General features: G+C 63.5%; 16 protein-coding genes. 10 read left to right on the forward strand and 6 right to left on the reverse strand.

Going from position 1 to position 15,100, the window contains the following annotated elements; all coding sequences use genetic code 11:
* Nucleotides 1-164 precede the first annotated feature (164 nt).
* The 5 genes from C2U70_RS10375 to C2U70_RS10395 all read left to right on the forward strand — a co-directional run bounded on the left by C2U70_RS10375 (nt 165) and on the right by C2U70_RS10395 (nt 4,885).
* On the forward strand, nt 165-470 hold the full coding sequence (locus C2U70_RS10375; RefSeq protein WP_140977910.1) for a gamma-butyrobetaine hydroxylase-like domain-containing protein: 306 nt from the start codon (nt 165-167) through the stop codon (nt 468-470).
* Nucleotides 471-705: 235 nt separating this feature from the next.
* On the forward strand, nt 706-1,479 hold the full coding sequence (locus tag C2U70_RS10380) for a Crp/Fnr family transcriptional regulator (RefSeq protein ID WP_140977911.1): 774 nt from the start codon (nt 706-708) through the stop codon (nt 1,477-1,479).
* 213 nt (nt 1,480-1,692) lie between these two features.
* On the forward strand, nt 1,693-3,114 hold the full coding sequence (locus tag C2U70_RS10385) for an ABC transporter substrate-binding protein (RefSeq protein ID WP_140977912.1): 1,422 nt from the start codon (nt 1,693-1,695) through the stop codon (nt 3,112-3,114).
* On the forward strand, nt 3,111-4,016 hold the full coding sequence (locus C2U70_RS10390) for an ABC transporter permease (RefSeq protein ID WP_140977913.1): 906 nt from the start codon (nt 3,111-3,113) through the stop codon (nt 4,014-4,016). Before C2U70_RS10385 ends, C2U70_RS10390 begins: the two co-directional genes overlap by 4 nt.
* Complete coding sequence (locus C2U70_RS10395) at nt 4,013-4,885, forward strand: ABC transporter ATP-binding protein (protein WP_140977914.1); 873 nt, start codon at nt 4,013-4,015, stop codon at nt 4,883-4,885. Before C2U70_RS10390 ends, C2U70_RS10395 begins: the two co-directional genes overlap by 4 nt.
* Nucleotides 4,886-5,052: 167 nt before the next feature.
* Here the strand turns inward: C2U70_RS10395 and C2U70_RS10400 are convergent, their stop codons facing one another.
* Both C2U70_RS10400 and C2U70_RS33450 read right to left on the reverse strand, forming a co-directional pair.
* Entirely contained in the window at nt 5,053-6,108 is a 1,056-nt protein-coding gene (locus C2U70_RS10400; protein ID WP_140977915.1) for a YeiH family protein, read from the reverse strand.
* A gap of 178 nt (nt 6,109-6,286) precedes the next feature.
* Nucleotides 6,287-6,625 (reverse strand): hypothetical protein, encoded by a 339-nt coding sequence (locus C2U70_RS33450; RefSeq protein ID WP_246666721.1) that lies wholly within the window; start codon nt 6,623-6,625, stop codon nt 6,287-6,289.
* A 398-nt stretch (nt 6,626-7,023) separates the two neighbouring features.
* Here C2U70_RS33450 and C2U70_RS10410 point away from each other — a divergent pair, with 398 nt between their 5' ends.
* On the forward strand, nt 7,024-7,671 hold the full coding sequence (locus C2U70_RS10410) for a TetR/AcrR family transcriptional regulator (RefSeq protein WP_140977916.1): 648 nt from the start codon (nt 7,024-7,026) through the stop codon (nt 7,669-7,671).
* Nucleotides 7,668-9,587 carry a flavin-containing monooxygenase gene (locus C2U70_RS10415; protein WP_140977917.1) on the forward strand — a complete coding sequence of 640 codons (1,920 nt, stop codon included), beginning with the start codon at nt 7,668-7,670 and terminating at the stop codon, nt 9,585-9,587. Before C2U70_RS10410 ends, C2U70_RS10415 begins: the two co-directional genes overlap by 4 nt.
* Before the next feature lie 269 nt (nt 9,588-9,856).
* Here C2U70_RS10415 and C2U70_RS10420 read toward each other — a convergent pair whose 3' ends face one another.
* Both C2U70_RS10420 and ald read right to left on the reverse strand, forming a co-directional pair.
* Nucleotides 9,857-10,084 (reverse strand): hypothetical protein, encoded by a 228-nt coding sequence (locus tag C2U70_RS10420; protein WP_140977918.1) that lies wholly within the window; start codon nt 10,082-10,084, stop codon nt 9,857-9,859.
* A 200-nt stretch (nt 10,085-10,284) separates the two neighbouring features.
* Complete coding sequence (gene ald, locus C2U70_RS10425) at nt 10,285-11,397, reverse strand: alanine dehydrogenase (protein ID WP_140977919.1); 1,113 nt, start codon at nt 11,395-11,397, stop codon at nt 10,285-10,287.
* A 143-nt stretch (nt 11,398-11,540) separates the two neighbouring features.
* Between ald and C2U70_RS10430 the strand changes: the two genes are divergently transcribed.
* Entirely contained in the window at nt 11,541-12,020 is a 480-nt protein-coding gene (locus tag C2U70_RS10430; protein ID WP_186294169.1) for an Lrp/AsnC family transcriptional regulator, read from the forward strand.
* Nucleotides 12,021-12,255: 235 nt separating this feature from the next.
* Here the strand turns inward: C2U70_RS10430 and C2U70_RS10435 are convergent, their stop codons facing one another.
* Nucleotides 12,256-12,468 carry a hypothetical protein gene (locus C2U70_RS10435; protein WP_140977921.1) on the reverse strand — a complete coding sequence of 71 codons (213 nt, stop codon included), beginning with the start codon at nt 12,466-12,468 and terminating at the stop codon, nt 12,256-12,258.
* A gap of 93 nt (nt 12,469-12,561) precedes the next feature.
* Nucleotides 12,562-13,611 carry a hydroxyacid dehydrogenase gene (locus C2U70_RS10440; RefSeq protein ID WP_140977922.1) on the reverse strand — a complete coding sequence of 350 codons (1,050 nt, stop codon included), beginning with the start codon at nt 13,609-13,611 and terminating at the stop codon, nt 12,562-12,564.
* Between the two features lie 260 nt (nt 13,612-13,871).
* Between C2U70_RS10440 and C2U70_RS10445 the strand changes: the two genes are divergently transcribed.
* Nucleotides 13,872-14,438, forward strand: coding sequence for a thiamine pyrophosphate-binding protein (locus C2U70_RS10445; protein WP_140977923.1), 567 nt, complete (start codon nt 13,872-13,874; stop codon nt 14,436-14,438).
* Between the two features lie 8 nt (nt 14,439-14,446).
* The gene (locus tag C2U70_RS10450; RefSeq protein WP_140977924.1) at nt 14,447-15,049 is read left to right on the forward strand and encodes a thiamine pyrophosphate-dependent enzyme; all 603 of its coding nucleotides are present in this window, start codon (nt 14,447-14,449) and stop codon (nt 15,047-15,049) included.
* Nucleotides 15,050-15,100: the final 51 nt, after the last annotated feature.

The following is a 15,100-nucleotide window of genomic DNA, read 5'->3' on the forward strand; positions in this document are numbered from 1 at the left end:
GCGGCGAAAGGTTTCGGAGAGAGGGCGTTCTCGCAACGTCGAACCGCTGCGTACGGTCGATTAGTTGCGAAATATCGCAGCGATCAATTCGTCATGCGCCGTCCGGCAATTAGTTGCTATCCCCAATGTTGCGGTCGTGCTTGGGAGAACCTTGGAGAACTCTCATGACCATGACCGCCTTGGTGGCACCGACCGTCGCAGACTACGAGGCGAGCGCCGATCTCGCCGCGCTCGTCGTCCGTACCACGCAAGACGATCAGCTCGAGCTTCGTGCCGAGCAGCTTCGCCTCGCCTGCAAATGCGCCCACTGCACCCGCGCCCGCTTCGACGGCCGCTTCCCCGAGCGCTTCCCCGGCATCGCGATCACGGATATCGGCGACCTCGGCTACGGGCTGAACATCTCGTTCTCGGACGGGCACAACCGGGGGATCTACCCGAAGCCGTATCTGCTGAGTTTGGCGGAGCGCTGACGCGCTCTCAGTTTGCCGAAGACTCGTAACCACGTTTGCGCGCGGCCAACTTCTCCCTGGGGTAATGGGTCCTGGATCGACGCTCGCTCAGCTCGCTGGTCCAGGACGACGCATGAGTCGCTCCCGTCTCTCCCCACCCCTTGATCCCGTTCACTTTTTCGCCCTCCCGCCCCTGCCCCATCTGGCACGAACATTGCTGCTCTTTAGAACGATTTGAACGTTCCGGAGGCGGACAATGCTGATGCAGGCGGCAAATGCGGTGCGCGGGACAGTTCCCGCAACGGGCCGATCCGCCGGCAGCTCATCGCTGCTCCTGACCGAGAACCAGTCGATCGGCGGGCCGCCGCCACTGATGGACAAGCTCACACTGCGCGAGCGCGAGCTGGTGCTGAAACAGGGCCGCCGCAAGGTGCTGAACCGCGGCCAGACGCTGTTCAGCCAGGGTGGCCGTCACGACGGCATCTGGCTGATCGAAAGCGGCCGCATCCGCGTGTTCTACACTTCACCGCTCGGGCGCGAGATCACGCTCGCCTATTGGCATGTCGGCAATTTCGTCGGCGGGCCCGAAGTGTTCGAGGGCACCGTGCATCAATGGTCCGGCGTTGCATCCAGCAATTGCGCCGTGGTGCACCTGCCCGGAAAAGAACTGCGTTCGCTCGCAGTCGAGATCCCCAACCTCGCCATCGGCCTGATCGAAGGCCTGACCTTCAAGGGCAAGTGCTATTCGGCGCTGGCACAGATGCTGGGTACGCGCTCGATCACGCAGCGCCTCGCGCACCTGATGCTTCACCTCGTGGAGCTCTACGGCGTGGAGGATGCCGACGGCACCGTGATCGCGGCCGCCTTCACCCATGCCGACATCGCCCACATGGTCGGCGCGACCAGGCAGTGGGTCACCATCAGCCTGAAGCGGATGCAGGAGAAGGGAATCGTCCTGACCAAGCGGTCCCAGATCGTGGTCTGCCGGCCCGACGTGCTGGAGGAGATGCGGGGCCAAGCCTTGGACTGAAAAGGCCTTGGACTGAAAAGGCCTCGGACTGAAAGGGCCGGCGACTAATGTCGATGCACATGCAAGTGGCTTTCAAGTGCAGAACTGCCCAAGGAGTATGCAATCACCTTTTCCCGGCAACTAATCGACTGCGACGGTAACTCCGGATTTGCCCTGCCCGCGGCCTCACCCAATCATGGCAACCACAGCACATCCAACCGAAAGAGGATGAGAATGGTCCGCCATCTTCCCACGCTCTCGATCGCGATGTCGGTGACGTCGCTCGCGCTTCTCATCGCACAGCCGGCGACGGCGGAAACCGTCACGATCGGCATCGGCACGCAGGATACGACGACCAATACCGTGACCGCCGGCGTCGTCATCCGCCAGCTCAAGCTGCTCGAGAAATATCTGCCGACCGAGGGCAAATACGCCAACGTCAAGTTCGAGATGGAGTGGCAGAACTTCACCTCCGGTCCGCCCGTCACCAATGCGATGATGGCGAACAAGCTGCAGATCGGCATGATGGGCGACTATCCGCTGATCGTGAACGGCTTCACCTTCGAGAGCAATCCGGAGAGCAAAAGCCGCCTGATCGGCATCGCCGCCTACAGCCTGTCCGGCTCCGGCAACGGCATGGTGGTGCATAAGGATTCCGCCTACTACGATCTCGCCGATCTCAAGGGCAAGCTCGTCAGCGTTCCCTTCGGCTCCGCCGCGCATGGCATGGTGCTGAAGGCGCTGCAGGACCGCGGCTACCCCGCCGATTTCTTCCAGCTCGTGAGCCAGAGCCCGGAGGTCGGCTCGACCAATCTCCAGGAGAAGAAGATCGACGCGCATGCCGACTTCGTCCCCTTCGCCGAGCTGTTGCCGTTCCGCGGTTTTGCACGGAAAATCTTCGACGGTGTCGAGACCAATCTGCCGACCTTCCACGGCATCGTGGTGCGCACCGACTTTGCCGAAAAATACCCCGAAGTCGTCGTCGCCTACATGAAGGCGATTATCGCCGCCAACCAGTGGCTGCGCGACAATCCAAAACTCGCCGCCGAAAAGATCCAGGAATGGACCGGCATCAGCAAGGAAGTCGTCTACATCTTCTTAGGCCCCAGCGGCAACATGACGACCGATCCCTCGATCAAGCCCGCGCTGATCGATGCCGCCACCACCGACGTCAAGGTGCTGCAGAACCTCGGGCGCATGAAGGAGTTCGACCCCAAGAAGTGGGTCGACGACAGCTACATCCGCAAGGCCTATGCGGAGATGAAGCTGGACTATGACACTCAGCTCGCCAGCACGAAGAATTATGAGATTTCGGGCGAGGATAATTTCTGCAAGAAGCCGATCGGCGATCCCCGCAAGGCGGGCGAAGTCTGGGTCGACGAGGCCGGCATCCTGCCCTTTTCAAGCGCAACTTGCACGCTCGGCGCCTATGCCGACTACAAGGCCAAGGGCAAGAAGATCAACGTCACTTACGTCTTCGACACCGCCCGCGGCATCAAGCTGTTCGCGGACCAGGCCTTCTTCGCGGTCGGCAGCGACGAGATCGCACCGTTCCTCCTGAAGAAGGACGCCGAAGCCTATGCCGCCAAGATCAGCGGCAAGGTGCTCGGCTTCGAGGACGCGGTGAAGGCGGCGGTGACCGGAGGCAAGACGTGAGCAGCCCCGCCATTTTGCGGCATCCTGAAGACACCATGCAGACTGCGATGCCCGACGCGCCGCCGGCGCCCAGCGCCACGCCGCAAAGCGCGCCGGCATCGTTCGGCACGCTCGCGCTGCGCTGGTACCGGCTCAACCAGGGCAGCCTGCGGGCGACCGCGATCGGCATCGCCTCGCTGATCGCGTTCCTGATCGTCTGGCACCTGCTCACGACCTACCGCGTCGTCTTCTTCGTGCGCTTCACCAACGTACCCTCGCCGCTCGCGGTCTATGCGAGCTTCACCAAGGCGATCCACGATCCAAAATTCCTGATGCACATCCTCTTGAGCTGCCGGCGCATCCTGATGGGATTTTCGCTCGCCGCTTTGGTCGGCGTGCCGCTCGGGCTGATCATGGGCCGCTTCAAGCTGATCCACGAGATCATCTTCCCGGTTGCGGAAGTGCTGCGGCCGATCCCGGCGATCGCCTGGGTGCCGATGGCGATCATGCTGTGGCCGACCAACGAGCAGAGCATCGTTTACATCACCTTCCTCGGCTCGTTCTTCCCGATCCTCGTCAACACGCTGCACGGCATGTCGCTGGTCGATCCCGTGCTGGTGCGCGCCGCGCAATGCCTCGGTGCGCGCGAGCGCTCGATCTTCCGCGAGGTGTATTTCCCGGCCTCGCTGCCGCACATCTTCACCGGCCTCACCGTCGGCATGGGCGTGGCCTGGGTGTCGCTGATCGCCGCCGAGATGATCTCGGGCCAGTACGGCATCGGCTATTTCACCTGGGAAGCCTACTCGCTGGTGCAATACGCCGACATCGCGCTTGGCATGATCGCGATCGGCGTGCTCGGATTGGGCTCGAGCCTCCTGATCCGCGGCGCCGGCCAGATCGTGATGCCATGGAGGGCGAAATGAGCGAGATCAAAGTCGTCGCGCCGAAGGGCCACATCGAGGTCAAGAATTTCTCCCTCAGCTATGACAGCATCGAAGGTCCGGTTGAGGCCGTCACCGACACGCAGATCCACGTGAAGCCCGGCGAGTTCGTGTCCATCGTCGGCCCCTCCGGCTGCGGGAAGTCGACGCTGCTCAACGCGGTCGCGGGCTTCCTCAAGCCGACCACAGGCATCGTCACCGTCGACGGCGAACCCGTCAACGGGCCGAGCGCCGAGCGCGGCATGGTATTCCAGCAATATTCGCTGTTTCCCTGGAAGACGGTGCGGGAGAACGTCGAGTTCGGCCTCAAGATGCGCGGCATGTCGCGCTCGCAGCGCGAGCGCGCCGCGCGCACCCTGCTCGGCCTCGCCGGCCTGGAGGCGTTCGAAAAGCACTATCCGGAGCGGTTGTCCGGCGGCATGAAGCAGCGCGTCGGCATCGTGCGGGCGCTGGCGACGGGGCCAAAGGTGCTGCTGCTCGACGAGCCGTTCGGCGCGCTCGATGCGCAGACCCGGGTCATCATGCAGCAGATCCTCACCAACATGTGGCAGCGGCTGAAGATCTCGGTGCTGTTCGTCACCCACGACATCGACGAGGCGATCTTCCTCTCCGACCGCGTCTACTGCATGACCGCGCGCCCCGGCTCGATCAAGGCGGAAATCCCGATCCCGCTGGAGCGGCCGCGGCAGCAGTCGATGATGATGTCCTCGGAGTTCCTGGCGCTGCGCCGCGGATTGATGTCGCTGATCCGCGAAGAGAGCCTGAAAGCCATGGGCGGCGAGATCACCGATCTCGGCATGCAGGGGCTGAACATCGAACTGCACGGCCACTCGCTGGCGGACGTGCTGTAGGCGCTGGCCCCCTTCTCCCCCTGTGGGAGAAGGTGGCGCGAAGCGCCGGATGAGGGGTTGCCTCAGCAGATTCAAATCGCGAGAGAGTCACTCGCGGAGAGAGACCCCTCACCCGGCTCCGCGTGCCGCGGAGCCACCCTCTCCCACAAGGGGAGAGGGTGAGATCCTCACTTGAACCAGTGCACCAACCCGATGCTGATCGCGAGCAGCAGCATCAGGGACAGCGTGACCGCGGCGGTCACGCGTCCCCCGACATTGGCGAGCACGCGCACATCGACGCCAAGACCAAGTGCGGCCATTGACACCACGGTGAGGAAGCCCGTGATCGTCGTCAGTGGGCTCACGACGCTTGTGGGCACGACTTCGAGCGAGCGTAACGTTGCCAGTGCCAGAAAACCCAGGATGAACCAGGGCACCAGGCGGAAGAAGCCGACGGATTTCTTCTGTGCACCGCCCTGCCGGGACATGAACAGCGAGAGCGCGATCACCACCGGTCCCAGCATCAGCACGCGCATCAGTTTCACCAGCGTGCCGATCTGCGTGCTGACCAGCCCCGCCGGCAGCGTCGCGGCCAGCACTTGCGGCACCGCGTAGACGGTGAGGCCCGCAAGAATACCGTATTGCGTCGCCGATAATTGCAGCAGCGGGATCAGCAGCGGCAGGCCCAGCACCATCATCACGCCGAGAATCGCCGTGAACGAGATCGAGGACGCGATCTCGTCGCTGTCGGCGCCGATGATCGGCGCCACCGCCGCAATCGCTGAATTGCCGCAGATCGAATTGCCACAGGCGATCAGGATCGACAGTCGCGTCCCCAGGCCAAGCAACCGGCTCAGGCCAAAGCTGACCGCCAGCGCGACCACGACAATGGCGGCAATCGAGGCAAGCAAAGCGACGCCCGAGGCAGCAATCGCGGCAAAGCTGATGGATGCCCCCAGCAGCATGACCGCGACTTCGAGCAGCTGCTTGGCGCTGAAGGCGATGCCGGCCTGCCAACGCTCGGACGGTTTCCAGAAACTGCGCACGGCCATGCCGAGCAGGATCGCCATGACCAGCGCTTCGACATAGGGGTGTGCGAAATAATGCCGTTCGACGCCTTCGAGGCTTGCGGAAATGCCGGCCACCCCGATGCACAGGAGAATGCCGGGGATCAGCGCTGCGATACGGCTCGCGGGGGTTGCCGTTCCTGTGCCGGCTGCGGAGGATACTTTCTTATCGGCCACTCAAGTCTCCCGAAGGAGAAGATTTTATACGCCCGAAGGCGCGAGTGGATAATATATTTCCAAGCGGGAGCTATGAAAGCAAGTAATGTCCTTCGGCGTCAATCATCCACACGTGCGAGCGTTTCGCGCGGGAGCGTTGGGCCGATCAGGCGATCCGGAAGATTAGAAGATCAGGCGATCAGAAGATCAGATTCTTTGCGAGCGCGGCGACGCGGCTAAAGCCGTCGAAAACGCCGGGCTCGAAGAAGGCCGCGCGGGCCAGAACGATGGCGCCGACCAGCGACCAGAACAGGCCGGTGCCGGTCCAGAGCAGATATTTGGACGCGCGCGACTGCGGCCGGGCATCCCCTTGGGGGGCCAGGCGCTCGCCAAACGGCTCGAAATTCACGCGTTCCATCGCAGCCAATCCATCAATTTCTGGCTGAAATGTCGTCGTTTCCAGCCCAAACAGCAATGGAAGCGATTGGCTTTTTTGGTCCTTGGAGGGGAAACTCCTTCCGCCGGGCGATGCAAGCACGATAGTTTTCTTCTCGGAGCCGAGCCGTCCCCTCTGGAGAGCGGGATGCCGGCCGCGTTGATCTCGTCGACTCCTGCGTGACCGCCTTGCTCACCAGGTGTCGGGTCGCGCGACGCCGCCCGCCAAACCCGTCGGCATGCCCCGTGCTGGTCGTTGCTTGCGCCCATCATGGCGGCGGCAAGGGTCAAGCACCGGAGCCCATCGGGCCAGAGTTGAACGTTCCAGGCATCATTCCCCTTCGCGTTCCCGTTCGATCGCAAATCGCTGGGCCATAACAAGAATTTCAGGGGAAAGGGGGTGACGCCGAACCAGAGATGAATTACGAGTCATAATTCATAAATGAGAGACGTGCCGGGCAATAATCGGCGCGTGCTGCGCGCCGAACTCAGGAGCGTTGAATGACCGAAGCGCGAGCCACGGCCAAGGTGACCAAGCTCAATCGCGTCGAGCGCAACGCCTGGACCAAGCAGAAGATCTTTGAGGCCGCGACCAAGGTCGTCGGCAAATATGGCTATGCGGAAGCGTCCGTCGCCCGCATCACCGAGCAGGCCGGCGTCGCGCAGGGTACCTTCTACAATCACTTCGAGAGCCGGCAGGAATTGCTGGATCAGCTCCTGCCAAAGATCGGTCTCGACATGGTGCATTTCATCCGCGCCCGCACCGGCACGGCGGATGCAGCGCGTCAGGAGATCGAGCGCTTCTCCGCGTTCTTCGACTTCATCCGCGAAGTCCCGGAATTCCTGCGCATCCTCAACGAAGCCGAATTCTTTGCGCCTTCCGGCTACCAGAAGCACCTCGACAACATCTCCACCGCCTATGTCCGTATCCTGCGCCGCGCCCGGCTTGCGGGCGCGATCGCGGATTTCAGCGACGAGGAGTTCGAGGCCATCGTCCACATGCTGATGGGTGCGCGCGGCTATCTCAGCCGTCGCTACTCCTATTCGGCTGACGGCGTCACCGCCGTGCCCGACCACGTCATCTCGGCCTATCGCAAGCTGATGACGCGCGGCCTGTTCAACGCTTCCGGGGAGAAGACGACGCCATGAACATCGAGCGCCCGCGCAGGCCACTCGACCTCGCCTCGGCGATTGCCGAAGGCGACATCCGCTGCCTCCTGATGGTGCTGGTGCATATGACCGGCGACGAGCGCTGGCTCGAGCCGCCCTATCTGCCCAAGCGCGACATCCGCCTCATTCCCGAGCCTGATGCCGGAGTGCCGAAGGACGTTCAGGACGAAATCCGCGCCGCCGTCGTCAAGCTCTTTGCCGAGGGCACGCCAAGCCCCGTTATCACCGATCCCGGCGAAGCGCTTCTGCTGAAGATGATGCGCGCCTGCCTCGGCGAAAACGTCGCGCCGGAATACGCGCCTCTGATGCGCGAAGAGATGGGCTTTATCTCGCGCGAGGCACCCTGGACCAGGCGCCCCGCGGACGAGAAGCTCGCGCAACAGCATGTCCTGATCGTCGGTGCCGGCGTCTGCGCCATCGCGCTCGGCGTCGCGCTCGGCCATCTCGGTATCCCCTACACCATCGTCGAGAAGAATGCCGAGCTCGGCGGCACCTGGTGGATCAACCGCTATCCCGGATGCGGCGTCGACACGCCGAACCATTCCTATTCCTACTCCTTTGGCTCGCTCAATCCCTGGACGCGCTATTTCTGCCAGCGCGAGGAATTGCTCGCCTATCTGCAGAAGGTCGCGGACGAATACGGCATCCGAAAGCACCTGCGCGTCAACACCGAGCTGACCTCGTCGCGCTGGGACGAAGGCAAGCGGCGCTGGATCTCGACGCTGAAGACCCTCGACGGCGAAGAGACCTTCGAATCGACCGCACTGGTCTCCGCCATCGGCCAGCTCAACGATCCCTCCCGCGCCCACTTCAAGGGCGAGGAGACCTTCCAAGGCCAGATCCTGCATTCGGCGCTGTGGTCAGGCGATATCAAGCTCGACGGCAAGCATGTCGCCGTGATCGGCACCGGCGCAACCTCGATGCAGCTCGTGCCTGCGATCGCCGACCGCGTCGCCTCCGTCACCGCCTATCAGCGCACCGCGCAATGGGCGCGGCCGGTGAAAGGCTACTCGGACCCGATCACGGAAGGTGCGCAATGGCTGCTCGCGCATCTGCCCTTCTATGTGAAATGGTACCGCTTCAACATGTTCTGGCGCTACGGCGACGGCCTGTTGCCTTTCCTGCGCAAGGACCCGGCCTGGCCGCACCCCGAGCGGGCCGTCAACAAGGGCAATGACCGGCACCGGCAGGAGCTGACCGACTTCATCCTCTCGGAACTGAAGGACCGCCCCGACCTGATCGCTAAATGCGTGCCGGCCTATCCGCCCTATGGCAAGCGCATCCTGCTCGACAACAACTGGTTCAAGACGCTGACCAAGGACAATGTCGAGCTCGTCACCGACGCGATCGACCATTTCGATCGCGGGGGCATCGTCACGTCCGACGGCGAGCGGCGTCCTGCCGACATCATCGTGATCGCCACCGGCTTCAAGGTCACCGAGATGGCCGCGCGCCTCAACATCACCGGACGCGGGGCCAAGAACCTGCGCGACGCCTGGGCGAACGACAACCCGACGGCGTTCCTCGGCCTTACCGTGCCCGACTTCCCGAACTTCTTCTGCATGCTCGGTCCGAATTCCGGTCCGGCGCATGGCGGCAGCGTGATCTTCCAGTCGGAATGCCAGGCCCGCTACATCTCCGCCTGCCTCGTCGACATGATCGAGCAGGACATAGCCGCGATCGACGTCCGCCCGGACGTGCTCGACGATTACGTCCGCAAGGTCGATGTCGAGCACGAGGCGATGATCTGGACCCACAAGGGCATGACCACCTACTACCGCAACAAGAAGGGCCGCGTGTTCTCGGCCATGCCATGGCGCTTCGTCGACTACTGGCGCATGACCCATGATCCGGACTTTGGGCAGTACCGGCTGACGAAGGCGCAAGCAACGTAGCCGCGCAAACGGTGCACCCTCTCCTCCCTTGTGCAGGGCAATCGCATATGCGTTTTCCATTGTTCGGCATGCTCGTGCCACAAACTCGTCATGCCCGGGCTTGTCCCGGGCATCCACGTTCTTCGTGCTGCGGGAAAGGTCGTGGATGGCCGGGACAAGCCCGGCCATGACGATGTGGATATGTTCGTGCTCCAGGTATCACAGGGCATATGCGATTGCCCTGCCCTTGCGGGAGAGGGTGGCTTCGCGAAAGCCAACGTCATCGCGCTTCAGCGGCCGGAGGCAACTCGTGCGCCGTCGACCGCATAGGGCCGCTGCTTCGTCTGCGTCGGGTGAACGAGGAATGCCGGCGGCTGCGTCGGACGCGGGCTCGACCGGACATACGGCTCCCACTTCAGATAGTGCGCGCGGCGTTTGCGCGAGATTCGTTCCCGCGTCCAGTATCCCGCTCCGAACGAGACGGCGGCAATCGAGATCAAGATGAGCAAGCCAAGCATTCGCAGCATTCCGTGGTAAGTCCGGCGCACCATCTGGCGCCATGAACCTAACCTCGGTGTGTCTGCATTGAGGAATTTTCGCGATTGCGAAACCTTATCTTCGCAATCATTTCCGCGTGAGCACGGAACTATTGCGAACGAGCAAATCCTATGTGCAACTCGCTTCAGTTGTAGGCATGGTTGTGCCCATTCCGGCGCCGTTATGCCGCGAGTCCCTCGGTCGGCGAGAACGGCAGGCCGAGACTCTCTGCCACCGCCTTGTTGGTGATGCGGCCGCGATAGACGTTGAGACCGTTGCGCAAGTGCGGATTTTCCAGCACGGCTGCAAAGCCGTGCTTCGCAAGCTGCAGGCCGAACGGCAGCGTCGCGTTATTGAGCGCCTGGCTCGACGTCACTGGCACCGCGCCCGGCATGTTGGCGACGCAGTAATGCACGACACCGTCCACCTCATAGGTCGGATCGGCATGCGTCGTCGGCCGCGAGGTCTCGAAGCAGCCACCCTGGTCGATCGCGACGTCGACCAGCACCGAGCCCGGCCGCATCGATGACAGCATTTTGCGGGTGACGAGCTTTGGCGCGCTGGCGCCGGGCACCAGCACCGCACCGATCACAACGTCGGCGGCGAATACTTCCTCCTCAACCGACTCGATCGTCGAGAAGCGCGTGCGCACGCGACCGGCAAAGAGATCATCCAGTTGGCGCAGACGCGGGATGGAGCGGTCGATCACGGTGACTTCGGCGCCGAGGCCCGCGGCCATGCGTGCCGCCTGGGTTCCGACCACGCCGCCACCGAGCACCACGACGCGGGCGGGCTGCACGCCCGGCACGCCGCCGAGCAGCACGCCGCGGCCGCCAGCCGACCGCCTGAGCGCGGCGCCGGCTGCCTCGATCGCGAGGCGGCCGGCGACTTCGCTCATCGGCGCGAGCAGCGGGAGGTGACCGCTCGCGTCAGTGACGGTTTCGTAGGCAATCGCAGTCACGCCGGACGCGATGAGACCCCTGGTCTGCTCCGGATCCGGCGCAAGGTGGAGATAGGTGAAGAGGATCTGGTTCTCGCGAAGCTGGGTCCACTCGCTCTTCTGCGGCTCCTTCACCTTCACGATCATGTCCGACTTGGCAAAAATGTCGCGCGCGTTGTCCGCGATCGCAGCCCCGGCCCGCCGATAGATCTCGTCCGAGGCGCCGATGCCGTCGCCGGCGCCGGTCTCCACCGTGACCTTGTGCCCGGCCGCGACATATTCGCGGACGGCGCCCGGGGTGAGCCCGACGCGATATTCCTGCACCTTGATTTCCTTGGGAACACCGACCCGCATCGTAAGCTCCTTGCTCAAACCCTTGAATCGCCTCTCAATGGTATCGACAGCGCCGGTTTGGTTTCGTGCAAATATCGCGTAGTTTCGCTCTTTCGACGCCGGTTTCCGGCGCCGTTTGGCTCTTTCACGCTGGAAACGAAACCGTGGCTCTGGACCGAAAAGATCTCGCCATCCTCGCGGAACTCACCACCAATGCGCGCGCAAGCCATACCGAGCTCGCCACCAAGGTCGGGCTCTCGAGCACGGCCCTGGCGCGGCGGCAAAAGGCGCTGGAGGACGATGGCTACATCGAGGCCTACCAGGCCGCGCTCGATCTCGCGCAGTTCGGCCTCACCACGACAGTGCTGGTCCGGATCGCGCTGGAGAGCCAGAGCGACGAGGCGCTGAAGGCGTTCGAGGCGGAGGTGGTCAAATGCCCCTCGGTGGTCCGCTGCTTCCTGATGTCGGGCACCGACGACTACATCCTGATCGTGCTGGCGCGTGACATCCAGGATTTCGAGCGCATCCACCGCACCGAATTGTCACGCCTGCCGCGCGTCGCACGCGTGCAGTCGAGCTTCGCGCTACGCGAGGTGGTCAACCGCGCCGTGCCGCCGGTGGTGTTTCGTGAGACGCAACGCTAGGCGTGATTCGGAAAAATTCGGAGCGGTTTTCGCTCGTTTCGAACGCGAATGAGGGCATCTGACGCCAAATGCAACGGCTTGGCCCACACCTTGCGATGATGGCAATATACACCTGATTTGCCCGACGGGTCAAGGGCTATTTCGAAAAATCCGTAGCGCCTCGCACCTCGGCCCGGCTACTGTGCATGGGGTTGTTTTCAACCGATATTGCCGACCCCGCACGGCCATCCGGCATTTACGACGGAAAATCCGCCGCCTGCACATGGATGCGGTCCGCATGCAGGGACCAGTGATGCAACGCCTGGTCCTTGCAGAATTTCTGCTTCGCCTGCTCGGTGGCTTCGCTTTCGTCCGAAGCCTCGATCTCCAGGGTGCCCTGGCAGACTTCGCTCTGCCGGCCGTACTGCCCGAGCACGTCCTTCATGAACCTGACGACATAGCGTGACATGGCACCTCCTGCAGCCCCGGCCGCATTCTAATCCCATTCTGTCCGACTGAGGGAGAGGGATTTTGATGCGGATCAAGGTCAGCCACGGTTCCGCTACCCCGGTGTGACGCCAAACGCCTTGCGGAAGCGCTCCGCGTAGTGCGGCCAGACGTCGGGGTTGATCACCCGCGGCGGGCGCTTGCCGTCGAGCGCGGCCAACACCTGCTCGGCCGCGATGCGGCCCATGTTCTGGCGGGCTTCGATGGTGACCCCCGCGGTATGTGGGCTCGCCAGCACATTGTCGAACTGCAGCAGCGGATGGTCCGGCGGCGGCGGCTCCTTGGACCAGACGTCGAGGCCGGCGCCGGCGATGCGCTTGTCGCGCAAGGCCCCAAGCAGCGCATCCTCGTCATGGATGAAGCCCCGCGCCGTGGTGACGAAATAGGCATGCGGCTGCATCAGCGCGAACTCGCGCACCCCGATCATGCCGCGGCTGCCCTTGTCGAGCGGACAGGAGATCGACACGAAGTCGGCACGGCGCAGGAGCTCGTCGAGCTCGACCTTCTCGCCGCCGCGCGCGGCCATCTCCTCGGCCGTGAGGTACGGGTCGTAGGCCAGCACCTTCATGCCGAGCAGCGTGCTGCACAGCGCTGCGATACGGCGGCCGACATTGCCGAGCCCGACGATGCCGACGGTCTTGTGCTCGACCTCATTGCCGACGAGATCGTTGCGGTTGACGTTGCGCTCCCTGCGCAGCCGGCGGTCGGACTGGATAATCCGCTTCGACAGCGTGAGCATCATGGCGAGCGCGTGCTCGGCGACCGAATGCGCGTTGCCGCCGGACTGGTTGACCACGAGCACGCCCGCCGCCGTACAGGCCTCGACATCGACGGGATCGAAACCCGCACCGTTGGAGGACACGAGCAGGAGGTTCGGCATCCGCTTCAGGAGGTCGGCATGGACGTGGAAATGCGGCGCCAGCTCGTCGCGTGCAGCCCCAACCTGGTAGACATGCGCGGCCTCGAGGACCGGCGCAAAATCAGCCTCCGGACTATCGTTTTCGAGCCGGTCGAGCCGGACGTCGGCCCGCGCTTTCAGGATGTCGATGTAGATGGGGTTGGCGAGATATTTGACGTAGAAGACGCGCTTGCTGTTGACCGACATCGACCTGCTTCCGGCTCCAGATGGAGGCCGTGCAGGACCGGCGCGGCATGCGCCCCCTCCATGCTGTCCTCCCGTTCTCTTTGTTGTCGCGGCTTATGACACGGCGACGCCGGCCAAGGCAGACCCTGCGGCGCAGATCGCCATGCCGGCGCGGACATGTTGACAATCCCGCGGGTCAGGTCAAGTTCGGACCCCAAAGCACCTGAATTGGGCGGCCGCGATTTGCGCTCGGGATCATCATCGCGGCAAGGGAGGACGAGATGGCGATTGCGGAGCAGCACACCCCTCCCCCGACACCTCACGACAAGGCGGAAAAGACCTGGCACGGCATCGTGCTCCAGACCCTGAAGCGGAACGACGTCAACCTCGTGCCCTACGTGCCCGACCGGGTGCTGACGCCGCTGATCAAGAACCTGCACGCCGACCCCTTCTTCACGACCTTTGCGACCGCGCGTGAGGAGGAAGCCGTCGGCATCCTCGCCGGCGCATGGATGGCCGGCCGGCGCGGCGCGCTGCTGATGCAGACCTCGGGCTTTGCCACACTCGCCAACGTGCTGGCCTCGCTCGCGGTGCCCTATCAGATTCCGCTGATCATGTTCGTGTCCGAGCGCGGCACGCTCGGCGAATTCAACTACGGCCAGGCGCTGGTCTGCCGCACCACGCGCCCGGTGCTGGATTCGCTGGCGCTCGAGCACCACACCATCACCCGGATCGACGAGCTCGAATTCATCGTCGACCGCTCGATCAAGCAGGCCGTCGCCACGCAGGCGCCGGTCGCGCTGATCCTCAACCCGCTGCTCACCGGCGGCAAGACGTTCGACAAGTGAGATCAGCCATGACGTCAGCCAATCGCAACACCAAGGTCATGAACCGCTACGACGTCACCTCGCGCCTGATCGGCAAGCTCAGGAACGAGGAGGCCGTGATCGGCGGCATCGGCAACACCAATTTCGACCTCTGGGCCGCCGGCCATCGCCCGCAGAATTTTTACATGCTCGGCAGCATGGGACTGGCCTTCCCGATCGCACTCGGCGTCGCGCTGGCGCAGCCCGATCGCCGTGTCATTGCGCTGGAGGGCGACGGCTCGTTGCTGATGCAACTCGGCGCGCTCTCGACCATCGCATCGCTGAAGCCGAAGAACCTCACCATGATCGTGTTCGACAACGGCATCTACCAGATTACCGGTTCGCAGCCGACGCCGGCCGCTTCGGTTGCCGACATCGTGGCGATCGCGGTCGGTTCGGGGCTGACCAACAGCGTCTGGGCTGCGGATGAAGAGGACTTCGAGCGCCTTGTTGATGAATCCTTGAGCGCGTCCGAACCCACCTTGATCGCACTGCGCATCGACGACCAGCCGGGCGTCGGCACCACCCGCCGCGATCCCGTTCAGATTCGTGAACGGTTCATGCATGGGCTCGGCGTGCGCCAGCCGCTTTAATGATCTGTAATTAACTACACAGCCATCTGACCACTGCGTGATTGCCATCGC

The organism is Bradyrhizobium guangdongense, from assembly GCF_006483445.1.
GTDB classification, from domain to species: domain Bacteria; phylum Pseudomonadota; class Alphaproteobacteria; order Rhizobiales; family Xanthobacteraceae; genus Bradyrhizobium; species Bradyrhizobium guangdongense_A.